Annotated in this window: 10 protein-coding genes; 2 read left to right on the top strand and 8 right to left on the bottom strand. The window is 63.4% G+C overall.

Going from position 1 to position 14,132, the window contains the following annotated elements:
• Nucleotides 1-85: 85 nt before the first annotated feature.
• The gene (locus tag B2V17_RS02845) at nt 86-841 is read right to left on the bottom strand and encodes a 3-hydroxybutyrate dehydrogenase (protein WP_292994996.1); all 756 of its coding nucleotides are present in this window, start codon (nt 839-841) and stop codon (nt 86-88) included.
• Nucleotides 842-931: 90 nt separating this feature from the next.
• On the opposite strand from B2V17_RS02845, the gene ypfJ reads away from it, so the two are divergent.
• Both ypfJ and B2V17_RS02835 read left to right on the top strand, forming a co-directional pair.
• On the top strand, nt 932-1,795 hold the full coding sequence (gene ypfJ, locus B2V17_RS02840) for a KPN_02809 family neutral zinc metallopeptidase (protein ID WP_292994995.1): 864 nt from the start codon (nt 932-934) through the stop codon (nt 1,793-1,795).
• Nucleotides 1,795-2,943: an alpha-hydroxy acid oxidase gene (locus tag B2V17_RS02835; RefSeq protein WP_292994958.1), complete on the top strand. Its 1,149-nt coding sequence runs from the start codon at nt 1,795-1,797 to the stop codon at nt 2,941-2,943. Before ypfJ ends, B2V17_RS02835 begins: the two co-directional genes overlap by 1 nt.
• A gap of 4 nt (nt 2,944-2,947) precedes the next feature.
• On the opposite strand, the gene B2V17_RS02830 is transcribed toward B2V17_RS02835, so the two are convergent.
• The 7 genes from B2V17_RS02830 to B2V17_RS02800 all read right to left on the bottom strand — a co-directional run bounded on the left by B2V17_RS02830 (nt 2,948) and on the right by B2V17_RS02800 (nt 14,116).
• Nucleotides 2,948-4,246 (bottom strand): serine hydrolase domain-containing protein, encoded by a 1,299-nt coding sequence (locus tag B2V17_RS02830; RefSeq protein WP_292994956.1) that lies wholly within the window; start codon nt 4,244-4,246, stop codon nt 2,948-2,950.
• A 197-nt stretch (nt 4,247-4,443) separates the two neighbouring features.
• On the bottom strand, nt 4,444-6,033 hold the full coding sequence (locus B2V17_RS02825) for a M56 family metallopeptidase (RefSeq protein WP_292994954.1): 1,590 nt from the start codon (nt 6,031-6,033) through the stop codon (nt 4,444-4,446).
• Complete coding sequence (locus tag B2V17_RS02820; protein ID WP_292994952.1) at nt 6,030-6,416, bottom strand: BlaI/MecI/CopY family transcriptional regulator; 387 nt, start codon at nt 6,414-6,416, stop codon at nt 6,030-6,032. The genes B2V17_RS02825 and B2V17_RS02820 overlap by 4 nt, the downstream gene beginning before the upstream one ends.
• A gap of 66 nt (nt 6,417-6,482) precedes the next feature.
• Nucleotides 6,483-11,765 carry a Calx-beta domain-containing protein gene (locus B2V17_RS02815; RefSeq protein WP_292994950.1) on the bottom strand — a complete coding sequence of 1,761 codons (5,283 nt, stop codon included), beginning with the start codon at nt 11,763-11,765 and terminating at the stop codon, nt 6,483-6,485.
• A gap of 334 nt (nt 11,766-12,099) precedes the next feature.
• Complete coding sequence (locus B2V17_RS02810) at nt 12,100-12,552, bottom strand: thiol-disulfide oxidoreductase DCC family protein (protein WP_292994948.1); 453 nt, start codon at nt 12,550-12,552, stop codon at nt 12,100-12,102.
• On the bottom strand, nt 12,549-13,652 hold the full coding sequence (locus B2V17_RS02805; protein WP_292994946.1) for a saccharopine dehydrogenase NADP-binding domain-containing protein: 1,104 nt from the start codon (nt 13,650-13,652) through the stop codon (nt 12,549-12,551). Before B2V17_RS02805 ends, B2V17_RS02810 begins: the two co-directional genes overlap by 4 nt.
• Entirely contained in the window at nt 13,649-14,116 is a 468-nt protein-coding gene (locus B2V17_RS02800; protein WP_292994944.1) for a DUF2269 family protein, read from the bottom strand. The genes B2V17_RS02805 and B2V17_RS02800 overlap by 4 nt, the downstream gene beginning before the upstream one ends.
• Nucleotides 14,117-14,132: the final 16 nt, after the last annotated feature.

Raw genomic sequence — 14,132 nt, 5'->3', positions numbered from 1 at the left:
CCCTTCCGGCAAGGTCCGGCAAGCCATCGCGCATCATAACGCGCGATTGTGTCAACTGGTTGCAGGAATGTAACAGTGCCGATGACTATTCAGCGGTCCAGCCCCCATCCATCGAGATGTTGGTTCCGGTGATGTTGGCGGCAGCGTCCCTGCACAGGAATACAGCCATCTCGCCGATGTCCGAAGGCTGAACGAACTTGCGGGTCGGCTGGCGGACCAGCATCACATCGTTGATCACCTGTTCGCGGGTCATGTTCCGCGCCGCCATGGTATCGGGGATCTGGTTCTCGACCAGCGGGGTCCAGACATAGCCCGGACAAATGCAATTGGCCGTGATGTTGTGAGTCGCCAGTTCCAGAGCCAGCGTCTTGGTCAGGCCCGAAAGCCCGTGTTTGGCCGCGACATAGGCCGATTTGTAGGGCGAGGCGGTAAGCGCGTGGGCGCTAGCGGTGTTGATGATCCGCCCCCACCCGGCCGCTTTCATGTGCGGGATCGCCAGCCGACTGGCGTCGAAGGCCGCGGTCAGGTTGAGCGCTATGATCATGTCCCACTTGTCGACCGGGAACTCCTCGACCGGGGCAACGTGCTGCATGCCGGCGTTGTTGACCAGGATATCGATCGGCCCGGCCCCGGCCATCAGGGCCTCGACCCCGGCGCGGTTCGACAAGTCGGCCGCGACGTGGCTGGCGTTCAGTTCCTCGCAAAGCGCGGCGATTGCCGCCGCTTCGCCAAAGCCCGACAGCACCACCTCGGCCCCTTCGGCCACCAGCGAGCGGGCCACGGCGAGACCGATCCCCGAAGTTGAACCCGTGACCAGCGCGCGCTTTCCGGAAAGGAACATTTCTCGACTCCAAACACTTGAGACATGGGGTATAGCGGAGGCCATCGCGGCTGGACTGTGCTTTGTCCAGCCTGCTTGGAGGGTCCGCCAATGCGTCTCGATGAATTCGATCCCAATGCCATCAATGTCGAAGACCAACGCGGCGGACGGCGCGGCTTGCCCGGTGGGCGCGGCGGGCAGGTCGGCTGCGGTACGCTGGTGATCGCGCTGATCGCTGCCCTGGTTTTCGGTGTCGATCCCGCGCAGATGATCGGCGGGCTGGAGCAGGCCCAGGGCCCGGCGGAGCAGTTGCCCGCTCCCGGCGGCGAAGGCGTGGGTGAGACCTGTCGGACCGATGCCAACAGCCTGCAGATGTGCAACGCGCTGTCTTCGCTCAACAAGACCTGGGCGCCGGTCTTCGCCGCCGCGCGGGTGCCGTTCGAAGCGCCCAAGCTGGTGTTCTATTCGCAGATGGGCCGCTCGGGCTGCGGCGCGGCGCAAAGCGCGATGGGTCCGTTCTACTGCCCGGCCGACCAGGGGATCTACCTCGACACCGATTTCTTCGCGCAGATGGACCAGGAAATGGGCGCGCGCGGCAAGTTTGCCCGCGACTATGTGATCGCGCACGAATATGGCCACCACATCCAGAAGCTGACCGGCGTTTCCGACCAGATCCGCAGCTTGCAATCGCAGAACCCGCAGCGGGCGAATGCACTCTCGGTGCGGCTGGAGCTGCAGGCCGATTGCTATGCCGGGGTCTGGGCCGCCAAGAACCGCGATCGGTTGGAACCGGGCGACATGGAAAGCGGGCTCAACGCCGCCAATGCGATCGGTGACGATACCCTGATGCGCAACGCCGGGCGCCGCGCCAGTCCCGAGCAGTTCACTCATGGGACCAGTGCCCAGCGGATGGAATGGCTGCGCAAAGGTATGCAGAGCGCCGACGATGCCGTGTGCGACGCGCTGATGCGGTGATGCGCTTAAACGATTGCCACAATATCGAAGATTTCCGGCTGCTCGCCAAGCAGCGGCTGCCTTGGCCTGTGTTCGACTATATCGACGGCGCCGCCGATGACGAGCTGACCAAGGCCCGCAATACCGCGGCCTATGCCGGTTGCGATCTGGTTCCCGACGTGCTGGCCGGGGTCGAGCAGATTGATACCAGTTGCACGATAATGGGCCGCAAATCTGCGCTGCCGCTAATCCTTTCCCCCACCGCGCTGCAACGCGTGTTCCACTGGCAAGGCGAACGCGCCGTGGCCCGCGCGGCGGAGAAGTTTGGTCTGTGGTGCGGCATCTCCAGCCTGGCGACTGTCAGCATCGAAGAGATCGGGGCGCTGATTTCGACCCCGAAGATGTTCCAGCTCTACATCCACAAGGACAAGGGCCTCAACGCCAGCATGATCGAACGCTGCAAGGCGGCGAAATTCGATGCCATTGCCCTGACGGTCGATACGATAGTGGGCGGCAAGCGCGAACGGTGCATGCGTTCGGGCTTCTCATCGCCGCCCAAGTTTACCGCCAGCTCGTTGTTGTCCTACGCGGTCAAGCCGCGCTGGGCGCTGGATTACTTGCTGCGTGAGAAGTTCGCCTTGCCCAATCTGGATACCCATGTCCGCGAAGGAACGGCTGAGTCTGTTTCCATTCAGAAGTACTTCTCCGAAATGCTTGACCAGTCGATGGACTGGAAAATGGTCGAGCAGATCCGGGCCGATTGGGGCGGCACCTTTTGCCTCAAGGGCGTGATGAGTGCAGCCGACGCACGGCGCGCAGCCGACATGGGGATCGATGCGATCATGATTTCCAACCACGGCGGCCGCCAGCTTGACGGCAGCCGCGCGCCATTTGATCAGCTACCTGAGATTGTCGACGCGGTCGGCGGGCGGATCGAAATCATCTGCGACGGCGGTGTGCGGCGCGGCACCCATGCGCTGAAGGCCGTATGCGCCGGAGCAACTGCGGCATCGGGCGGGCGGCTCTACCTTTATGCCCTGGCTGCAGCCGGCCAGGCCGGGGTCGAGCGCGCGGTTGGCATCCTCAAGGACGAGATCGAACGCGGGATGAAGCTGATGGGGGTGAAGTCGGTCGCCGAACTCACCCCCGATCGCCTGCGCTGGCGCTGACCGCCTAGGGCAGCACTTCCTTCACGGCTGCGGCGACGTCGTTTGAATACGAGCCGTTGTAGCGGGAATTGATCACAAGGCCGATCGAAACGCCCTTGTTGAAAGAGAATGACCAGGTGTTGATCTCACCCTGGTTCCAACCCGCCGGATGCCAGCCGTTGTGGCCATAGCCATCAAGTCCGCCACCAAAATCGCTATAGAACAGGCCCAGACTGTTATCGCGCATGGTGTTGACGCTGGCCTGCGGCAGGATCCGGTCGGTGAATGCCAGGGCATGGGCAAATTTGGCGAGATCGTCCGAAGACAGATTCCACCCCTGCGAACCGCAAATGGTCGACATGTCGCCCCAATCGATCCCCGGTTTGACCGAGGTCCAGTCAAAATTGACCGCCGCCGCGTTCTGCGGTGCGCCGTCCTGGCCATTGTCGGTGGTCGATTCATAGCTCATCGAGACATTGCCAGCCCCGGCCTTGCAGGTGGCATAGGGAATACCGGCTGAATTCATCACCATCCGGTTGACGATCACCTCGTAGTCCTTGGCATAGTCGGCTTCGCTGACCGGTGCATTGCCGTAAACCCGGGGCAGCAGGATCCGCAGCATCGCTGCATTCTCATTCTGATAGAAGTAGGTCTTGTTGGCAATCACGACACCTTTGGCGGTACAACCCTTCAATCCATCATTCGAGATGTTGCAGGTTCCGTCTCCCCTGATGCCGGAGGTGTGGTTCATCAGCTGGGCAAAGGTAATATCTTTGAAATTCGCTCCCGCCGTCCAGCTTGCTGGAAGGTAGGGTCCGATCTTTGCATTGATCCCCACCCCTTTGCTGGCCATGACCCGCATCATTGCGGCAGCGCTGAAGCTCTTGCTGACGCTGGCGACGGTGATCCGGTCACTCGCGTTCCAGCCGCGCTGGCCGCCATCCGGCGCACTGCGGGCAAGTCCTCCGACTGCCGTCCCCTTGCCTCCGGACTGCGTCATGACAGTTACGGCGAAGCCAATCGACTTTCCGTTGAGCTTCTTCTTGATCGCATTGGCCAGCAACTGAGCGGTCAGATTGGCCTGGGTTGCATCGGCGACCTTCGGGTCGATCTTGGCCCAGGTTGCCGCTCCGACTGCTCGTTTCTGAGGCGCCTTTGCGCCCGGCATCAGGACCGACGGGAAGCGTCGCACGTCAAGCCGCTCTGCCGAGATCGCGCCAACGTTGATGGGTTTCTGGGTTATCCGGCCCGTCTGGGCGGCCACCGGAGGAATGACGAATATCGAAGTCAGAATGGCGAGTTTCGCCGTCTTGCCGAATTTCATGGGCGCTCTCCCTCAAAATGGAACAGTCAGAGCGACCCACTTTGCCAAGTTATCCTGACTTTGCGGGCAAGTAGCCATCCAAACGGGAGCGAACGGAATTGAACAATTGCGCCATTCTGGGGTCTGGCTGCAGACCAAAAAGCCAGGGGCGCAGTCCACTCCGGACTTCGCCCCTGGCCTTATCAATCAAGCATTTGCTATCCGTCTTTCGACATGCGCTCGATCTGTGCATCGAGCTTGCTCAGCACATCCTTCTTGAGATCTTCACCCAGGTTGGGATCGCTGGCGACTTTGTCGCGTGCCTTGCGCATCGCAGCAAGACGTGCGGTTTTGTCACCGGCCGGACTGCAGATCATGACGTGGGCCTTGCGCTGCTTCCCATCCGCATTGTTTTCAGCATCCGCGCGCTTGGCCTCGCCGCCACTGCAGCTGACCTCACCCTGCGTGCCATGGCTGGTCGCGCCCGCACCGCCGCTGGTGAACGTGAAGGTATGGACCTCGCGGTTCTGGCTTTTGCCGCCGTTGCCACCTTCCTTCGCGGACCACTCCCCGCCCTTTCCGTCACCCTTGCGGATCACCACCACATTGCGGGTGACGTGAGCGCCCTCGGGACCGTGCATCACGAAGGCATCGGCCTCCATCGTTCCGGCCTCGGCCTTAGCGATCCGCTCTTCAGCTTCCTTGTCGCTGAGCGGCTCCTTGGTCTTGAGCACGATGGTCTTGCCATTGCGTTCAATCACGCGGGTGTGAAGCTTCGAGTCTTCAAGGGTGCTGCCGCCGGGATTGTCGATGATCACGATCTTGTGAACCTTCTGCTTGTCGGGCGCGGCCGGCGGTGCAGGCGGCGCCGGCGGTTCCGAAGCCTCAGGCGCCTGCGGAGCGTCCTCTTCGTTCGCGGCGTAAGTTATGGTCGCGGTCAGCGGCAGCGCCAGCACGGCGGCGCCGATCAGCAGGCGCCCGGCCAGGCGGCGGGTCTTGGTGGGTTCGGTCATGGTCAGGCTCCTCAGACGATGGACTATGCTTTTCTCATGCAGGATCGGGCAGGCCAGCGGGCTCGCCAGCGCCGGAGACGGATTGCAGGCGAAGGCGGCGATCAGCCGGCCATAGACCGCGCGGGTATCCGCCTCGCGCCCGGCCAGCACGCGGGCGTCGCAGGCCGCTTCCTGATCGCGGCGCAGGGCGCGCCAACCGGCCCAGGCCAGCGGATTGAACCAGTGCAGCGCCAGCAGCGGCTGCATCGCGATGTTCACGGCGAGATCGCGGCCGCGATGGTGTTCCAGCTCGTGCGCAATGGCCAGATCGCGTTCGCGCCGCGGCGTTTGCGCCATGAAGCCCGGCGGCAGCGCGATAACCCGGTCTTGGATCCCGAAGGCCACCGGCGAACGCACCTCGGGAGCTTCGATCAGCCGCACGCCTTCCGCATCACCGACGCCGATCGCGCCGGCCAGGAAGGTTCGGCGCATTGCGCGGTACTGCCAGACACGCCAGCCGAGATAGGCAAGCGCGCCCGCCAGCCACACCGCCTGGAACAAAGGGGCAAATGTCCAGGCGGGGGCCGGCGCGGCGCTGACCGGGACTGGATCGGCCAGCACCGTCACGAAAACCGGCGCCGCCTCGGCCGGGGCGGAGGGCAGCGTGATTGGGGGGATGATCAGCCGCAGCAAGGGCAGCGCCCACAGGGCATAGGCCATCGCCGGGCCGAAGGCGCGGGCGACCGGACGGCGCAGCACTAGTACCAACGCGATCAGTCCGCCGGTGACCAGCAGGGTATCAACCAGCCAGCTCACTTGCGCAGCTCCCGCAGCAGGGTCTCGATCTCGGAAAGGTCGGCCTCGCTGAGCGCTTCGGCTTCGGCCAGATGCGCAAACAGGCCGGCGGCAGAGCCACCGAACAGACGATCGACCAGACGGCGCGATTCGCCGGCGGCGTAGTCCGTCCGGGCCACCCGTGGGGAATAGAGAAAGCGCTTGCCGTCGGGCCGGGTCTCGACCGCCTGCTTGGCAACCAGCCGCGACAGCAGGGTCTTGACCGTTGCCAGAGTCCAGCCACGATCGGCGGCGACTTCGTCGGCCACTTCCCCAGCCGTCAGCGGTGCGCGGCGCCAAAGCGCCTCCATCACCGCCTGTTCGGCTTCGGTAATCCGCTCTCCGCTATCGGGGGTCTCGGCCACGGCCACGCCTCATCGTTTACGTCTGTAAACGACTACAGCTGTAAACGTGAACGCTGGGTGAATGCCTCAGAACAGGAAGTCGGTGCCCGTCAGCATCTGGCTTCCCGCCCCCTGCAGCAACATTTCCATGTCGGTGGTGCCGTTGCCGTCGAGGTCGATCTGGACCAGCAAGTCCGCTCCCGAAACCGCATAGCGCGCTTCGCCCGATCCGCCGGCAGTAAAGGCCCCGGTGCCGATGAAGCTGAGCGTCTGCCGTCCGGCCAGATTCGGATCGGCATCGAGGATCCGGAAATCGAGCTTGTCCTCACCCGCGTTGAAATCGAGGATCACATCGCGGTTGCCCGCTCCAACTCCGCTATCGGCTGCGAAGAAATAGCGGAACTGATCTGCCCCCGCTCCCCCGGTCAGCTGGTCGGCCCCGCTAAGTCCGATGATCTTGTCATCCCCAATCCCGCCGTCGATCGTGTCGGCCAGATTGCCGCCGCGAATTTGGTCTGCGCCGTCGCCGCCAAAGATCGTGTTGGTCGCATCGAGTGCCGCTTTGACCACATCGGTCGCGCTGCTGCCGTTGATGGTGAAAGCAACACTCGCCCCGCTCTCAACAATCATCGGCGTCGCAAGGAAATTGGTCCCCGCCGTCATGTTGACGATGATCGTGCCGCTGCCGCCCAGCAAGCTGGTAGGAGCCAAACCGGTGGCAAACTGGTCTCCGGCCAGCGTCAATGAGGCGCCGCCATTCAACAAGACCCGTTCGAATCCAGTCAAACCGGCGAGGCTTCCGACCGTACCGCTGACCGACAGGGTATCGGTTCCGCCTTCACCGTTCAGCGTCGAGCCGTTGTTTCCGGTACCGATCATGACAAAATCGACCCCGTCACCGGCATTGACCGTGTCCGCCCCGCCTTGCGTCACATTGATCGTATCGTTGAGCGCGGTAGCGGTGATGACGTTGACCTGGCTGTTGCCCAGGAAAGTATCGCCGCCCTGGGTCACTCCGTTGATCGTCACGGTGACAGTCGCCGTATCACCGCCATTGACGCGGTAGGTGAAGCTGTCGGTCGCCTGGGTATTGGCCGCGCCCGAGGCCGCGCCGACCAGCATGAACGCGCCGTTAGGATCATAGGCAAAGGTCCCGTTGGCGTTCAGCGTCAGCAGTGCCCCCGAAGCGAGCGTGATCTGCTGCCCGACGCTGATCGCCTGGCCGTTGACCGCAGTCACGGCGTTCGCGCCGTTGAGGTCGTTGGTCAGCACGTTGCCGTTGAAGGTCTGGGTTTCGAGACCCGAGGTACCGTCGTTGATCGCATCGGGCAGTGCCGGCAGGTACAGCCGCGCGACGTGCGGATCGTGGTCACTCGCTCCGGTCGCGAATTGGGCGTTGATATGGACCAGATCGTACTGCGCCCCCGTCAGCAGCCCCGGCGAGGTCAGCAGGTGATCGAGCTGCTGGAGATTGCCGAGGAACTGGTAGGTGTAACGCTCGCTGGGGTCGAGCAGTTCGACCGAGAGGTTGACCAGCCCGCCGGTGACGTTGTTGGTCAGGTGGGTCAGCCCGTTTTCCCAGTAGAACCCGTTGAAATCGCCCATCACGGCATAACGGCCGAGCGGATCGGTCGCGAGGTTGTTGTTGATGTAGTTCACCACTGCGTCTGCCTGTGCGATGCGGCGATCATCGCCCGCGATCGCCGGAGGCTGGTTGGCCCCGAAATCGGGATCGCTGCCCCCGCGCGAAGTCTGGTGGACGTTGATCAAGGTCAGCTCGTTGCCGTTGAACACGAAAGTCCCGACCAGCGGGCTTCGGCTGTTAGCAAAGGCCGGATCGCTGATTAGCGCAAGGCTGCCGGAAAGCAGCGAGACCCGGTTGGCATCATAGACGAAGGCGTTGCGGATGTTGCCGTTGGGCTCTCCCCCGGTGGTGTTTTCGCCCGAAGGATCGATCTGCGCGAAGACATAGTTAGCGGTGGAATCGAGTGCATTGAGCGCATTGACCAGGTTGGTCAGGTTCTGGATCGCGGAAACCGTGCCGGTACCCGTGCCGTTGTCGTCCTGGATTTCCTGCAGTGCCAGAATGTCAGGCGCGCCAAGGTTGAAGATGATGTCATTGGCGAGGATCGTGTAGCGGTTGTCCGACGGATCGAGGTTTTCGACGTTGTAAATCGCGATCGTCAGATGATCAGCATTGCCGACCAACGTCGTCGTTTCGCGCGCCAGCGTGCCCGGAGCGGTCACGGCCGCGTCGCTGCTGGTCAGCAGTTCATACTCGTTGAAGCTGTAGCCCAGCACCCCGGTTACGCTGGCGAGCCGGTCACCCGAACCATAGCTGGTGGTCACCGCGTTGATCGAATCGATCTGGATCCGTTCAGGGTTGGCATCCCCGCTCGAGATCGTGATCCCGGTGCCATTGAGCGCCATGCCCGTGGCCCCCGCCCCACCCGACGCGACGACATAGGTTTCACCGAACGAATTGGTCGAGGCGACCACCGTCGGAGTGTCGATCGTCACCCGCATGCCTTCGAGCGCTTCGTAGAAGTCGATCCCGTCCGTGCTGGGATCGAAGCTGGTCAGCCCGTCGTTGTCGATCACGCCGGTCGGCGGCAGCAGGCCGCCGGTGCCGATCAGAACTGCGGTCGGCAGGGCATTCCCGCTGCTGAGCACGGAGATAACCGGCGTAATCAATTGGGTGATGCCGAGCGAAGTTGCGCTGGCCACGAATTCGCTGACCACGCCCGCAACGCTGATCGCATCGCCGATCGCCACGGTCGGCGCAGTGCTGGTGAAGACGAAAATCGCCTCGGATGTCGCGGCATTGGCATCAGCATCGGCATCGGCTGCCTGAAGGTAGAACCCGTTGGCAGCGAGGAAAGTGACGATGCCCGTGGTGGTGACGTTCTGGCCGACGTAGCTGGAAGTATGCCCCGCGCCCTGGATGTCATGGATTGCCAGGGTGATCGGATCGTCGTTGTTGATCGTACCGACGCCCGTGGCATCGCTAAGCGCCGCGTTGCCGGTGACATTGGACAGGACAACCTGCAGCGTCTCGTTGAATTCCGGCGCGACATCGCCGTTGACGACGATCGTCACGGTCTGGCTGAACTGCCCGGCAGCAAAGGTCAGCGTGCCGCCCTGAGTGCCGCCACCGGCAAGGTCAGCGGCATTGGCGAAAGTCGTGCCCGCGCCCAGCAGGTTGAGGTTCCAGTCAACCGTCGCGGTGCTGTTGAAACCACCCGCGCGGGATACGGTGAAGGTCAGCAGCGAAGTGCCGCTGTTGCCTTCGGTGACCACGGCATCGCTGATCCGGAACTGCCCCTGGGCATTGCCGCCCAGGAAATCCTGATCGGTGTTGACCAGGCCGAAGTTGTCGGTCCGCGCCCCGGTCCAGGTGAAATCGCCCGTGCCCGAACCGGTCCCGATCAGCTGGAGCGAAAACCCCGCCCCCGGAGCCGGTTCCTCCGCCACGCCGACATCGGTGCTGGTCAGGCCGTTGGCCGGACCGTTGGTGGCGGTCATCGTTCCTTCGTAGCTGAGGAACTGGATCACCCGGCCGAAGTTGTCGACCAGCGCAAATCCGTCCGGCGCGCCGTTCTGCATGCCCACGGCATTGAACGAAAGCGTGCCGAAGCCGTCATCCTGGTCGGAAATCGTGCCCGACAGGTTGATCGTGGCATAGGACTGCCCATTACCGCCATTATAGAGCACGATCGTCCAGCCGGTGAGGTCGGTGCCGGCCAGACCCGCGACTTCGATCCGCTCGCCCACGTCGGTGCTGCTGTTGTCATAGTGGAATTCGTTGAAGAACACGTTGGCTTGTGGGGGAACGTCGTCGTTGGTGATCGACCCTGCGCCGGTATTGTCGGTGATCGTGGTGTTGGCGCCAGGATTGCTGAGCACCACGCTGAAGGTCTCGTTGGGTTCAACCGTGGTATCACCGGTCACCTGGACAGTGATGGTCTGGGTCAATTCACCAGCGGCGAAGTTGACCGTGCCGGTGAGCAGGCCGGTAAAGTCCGCTGCGTCGGTCGTGCCGTTGACGACGGTCCAGGTGGCGCTGGCCGCGCCGCTGGTGTCACCACCACGGGTCACGGTGAAGACCAGACTGGTGGTGCCGCTGTTGCCCTCGGTCTGGGTCACATCGTTGATGCTCAGCTGCGCGACTGGCGCGGCATCGTCGTTGGTGATCGTGCCCTGGCCCTGGCCATCGGACAAGGTCGCCCCGCCGGTCAAGTTGGTCAGATTGACAAAGAAGGCCTCGTTCGGCTCGAACGTGCTGTCGCCAGCCACCGTGATAGTGATCGTGGCGGTGGTCTGGCCGTCCGCAAAGTTGATTGTCCCGCTCTGCGGGAAGGTGCCAAAATCGGCGGAATTGGTGGTGCCGTTAGCCAGCGACCAGTCGGCACTGATAGCGCCTGCGCTTCCTCCGCTGCGCGTCACAGTAAAGACATAGTTGATCGTGCCCGAATTGCCTTCGGTCTGGGTCACATCATTGATCGAGAGGGTGCCTGCCGAAGGTGCGGCCGCGTGCGGGGTGATCGAGAAGTCATCGATGGCCAGTCCGTCGTCCGAACCGGAGGCATCGGTATCAACCCAGCGTATCCAGAACGTCTGTCCGCTGGCGATCGCCTGGGCCAAGGTCACGGTGGAAGAAAGCGCTGACCGGTTGGCAGTGGCGTTGCCATCAAGCGCACCGACGGTTCCCGCCGTCGTCGGCGCAGTGAAGGTTAGCTGTGAAACGTTCGTCCAGGTCCCGGTGGTCAGGCTGGTCGCATCGAAGCTGATCTGAAAGGTCATGGTGTCGGCGCGGCCAAGCGCGCCAAGTCGCCACTGTTCACCCGTATAGGCAATATCGAACGAGCCGATCGAGGAACCGGTGTTGTTGGTAAACTGTGCCCCCAAAGTCACCACGTTCGAACCGCTGCGCAATTGGCCAAAGGCCCGATCGGCGCTGCCAGCCGCGCCAAAGCTGTAGGTATCACCCGAGGTGCTGCCGCCGGTCCCCCCAGTATAGAGCGTATTCCCGGGCGAAGAGGTGGATGTCTCATCGAAGTACCAGCCGCTTGGCAAAGCCGAACTGGTTCCGATCTGCGCCAGGGTGTCGAAATTCTGAGTCGATGCAACGTCCAGCGCGGTCAGCGCAATTGCGCCACCGCCGGTTTGGATCGCATCAGGGATCGGCGCGCCATCGCCCACCACCGGTGCGAATGCAGTGTCGGTATCGACAGAGCCTCGATCAGCCGCGTCAAAACCAGTTCCCGCAGAGGAGGCGCCGCCCAAGGCAAGCCTGCCCAATGGTGAGAACGAGAAGGCATCAAGTCCTTCGTCAAGACCAAGGTTGAACGACTTTGCAAAGCCGCGCATCGGGCTCACTTCGAAGGGGGCGCCAGCGCCAACAAACGGATCCGCGAACAGATTTTGCTTCCAGGCGCCAGCACCGCTGCGCAATCCGTTGATCAAAAATTTGGCCATCGATTTATTCCCCAACTTGCAAGCGGCATTCCGGTCAGAACTGCTTTCAGCCAGCACCTCGCCCAATGATGAGACAAAGCCAGAGGTTCAGACGAAAGCCAAGGTAAAGAAAATGCTACTCGTGCAGAATCCGCAGATTTTGATGTGCTAAGTCTGGCTTGTGACGATTTGAAGTCCTGATTGGCACTGGCTGTGGGTAAATCTACGGATAACAAAACAAATCGGCTCAAATCAGCCGCTCACGCTGCTCCGGGGTGAGCAGTTCGCAGTGCTCATAGCGGCCGAACCAGCGCAGACGGTTGCGGGCGATCACGCCATAGACCGCGTCCATCAGGCTTTCCGGCAGGATCCGGAAGACCCGCAGCAGGTGCCAGGGCCCGCCGATTACCGGCAGCAAGCGCAGATAGCCGCCGCTCTTGCCCCAGCACTCGCCATTCTGGATCAACAGGTAGGTGGTATCAATCTCCACCCCATAGTGCCGGTACAGCGCTGCGCCGAGCGGACCCTGGGCCGAGGTGAATGCGACCTTGCCGGCCTTGTCCCCCGCCATCAGCCAGCGCACCCCGCCGGTGCACAGCCCGCAATGCCCGTCGAACACGAACAACGGCCGGCCATCGTCGAACGGCGGTACCTGCGGATCGTCGCGGTAGCTGTAGGGGCGCTGCGAGTGCTTGGTCATTGCCGGATCACCGTGATGTCGAGCCCTTCCAGCGCCGCAAGGTATTCGTCCAGGGCGATGATGTCGAGGCACGGGCGCGCACCCGGCTCCGGCACCACGCCGCGCGCGATCCGGCGGGCGATCAGGATCACCGGCATGCACGGGATGTTGGGGCCATGACCCGAGCGTGCGATCATCCACTCGCGCCGCTCCAGCGGCTTGCCATCCCGCCCCTGCCCCGTGATCCGCATGTGGAACCCGCTGCGGCCGCTGCCAAGCGGATCGAACCAGAACGAGGCCTTCAGCAAGGCCGCCCCCCAGCGATCGAGCCGGGGCAGCAGGTGTAGCCGCACGCCCCAGCCGAGCAGCCAGGTGCCGAAGTGGAGCAGCGCAATCTCGTGCCCCGCGCAGAACCGCATTCGCCGCAGCCCCGGATAGCGCTGTGGAAACAGGTCGAGATCGGGGATATCGCAATAGCCGAACCAGCGCCGGCCAAGCACGGGATAGACCTCGCTGTGCAGCCCCTGCCAGCCGAACACCCGCCGCATCGCCCCACCCCGCAGCATGGTGAAGGGCCGGCCGATGTAAGACAGGATCGCGCTCGCCGTGCCGAGCCCGCGGTTGGTCTGCTGGGCCGCGCTGATCCCGTAATCGACCTCCTCGATCACCGCGAAGCTGCTCAGCGCATCGTCGAGATAGGCGGCGGTCAGGCAAGGGACCGAACTGGCTCCGGCGATCACCGCCACTCCGGCCGCCTTTGCCGCCGCATCCAGCCGCCCGACATCGCGGACGAAGTGGCGTGCATCGGCCAGGTCGCAGTAATGCGCCCCCGCCCCGATCGCCGCCTCCGCCACCCGGTAATCCTGCCGCTGGAACGGCCCGACGGTGTGGATCACCAGATCAGCCTTGAGCGGCGCCAGCGTGGCGGCGCTTATCACATCGATGTCGAGCGCCGTGGCCTCAGCCGGATTGGCCGCCGCAAGCGTCGCGGCAAAGGCCTGCGCCTTGGCCAGGCTGCGCCCGGCGATGATCAGCGTGATCGCGGGATCGCTCGCCAGTGCCCGCGCGACATAGCCGCCGAAGTTGCCGTAGCCGCCGAGGATCAGTATCCGCGCGGTCATGCCGGCTTGGCCACCATCAGCCAGAACACCGCGACCAGCCCGGCGAAGGCCGGCCAGCCGAGCGCAAACCAGGTCCGGAAATAGCGCTCGAACCGCGCCGCAGGGAACGCCCCGCCCGCCAGCTTGCTGGCCAGCATGTCGCGCATCCGCAGTTGCAGCCAGACCACCGGCAGCCAGCAGGCCAATGCGAGCAGGTAGAGCCCGTAAGTCAAGACCAGCCAAGAAGCCAAAGGGTCGTACCCCGCCAGCCAGATTAGCGCGAAGCCGCTCAGCGGCTGAACTATGCCAGCGGTCAGGGTGAACACCATATCCGCAGCGCAAGTGGTCCGCGCCGCAAACAGCGCCATCCGGTCATCCCCGCTGCGCAGCCCGGCCAGGAAGAAGAAGGCAATCCCCAGCCCCGTGCCGAACAGAACCGTGGCAGAGACCACGTGGATCGTTTTGACGAGGCTGTAGGCGTCCATCGCCATGGCCCTAGCG

It is taken from the genome of Novosphingobium sp. UBA6272, from assembly GCF_002440635.1.
Classification (GTDB): Bacteria; Pseudomonadota; Alphaproteobacteria; order Sphingomonadales; family Sphingomonadaceae; genus Novosphingobium.
The sequence above is the reverse complement of the archived record's forward strand: the minus strand, read 5'-3'. Positions and strand labels throughout refer to the sequence as shown.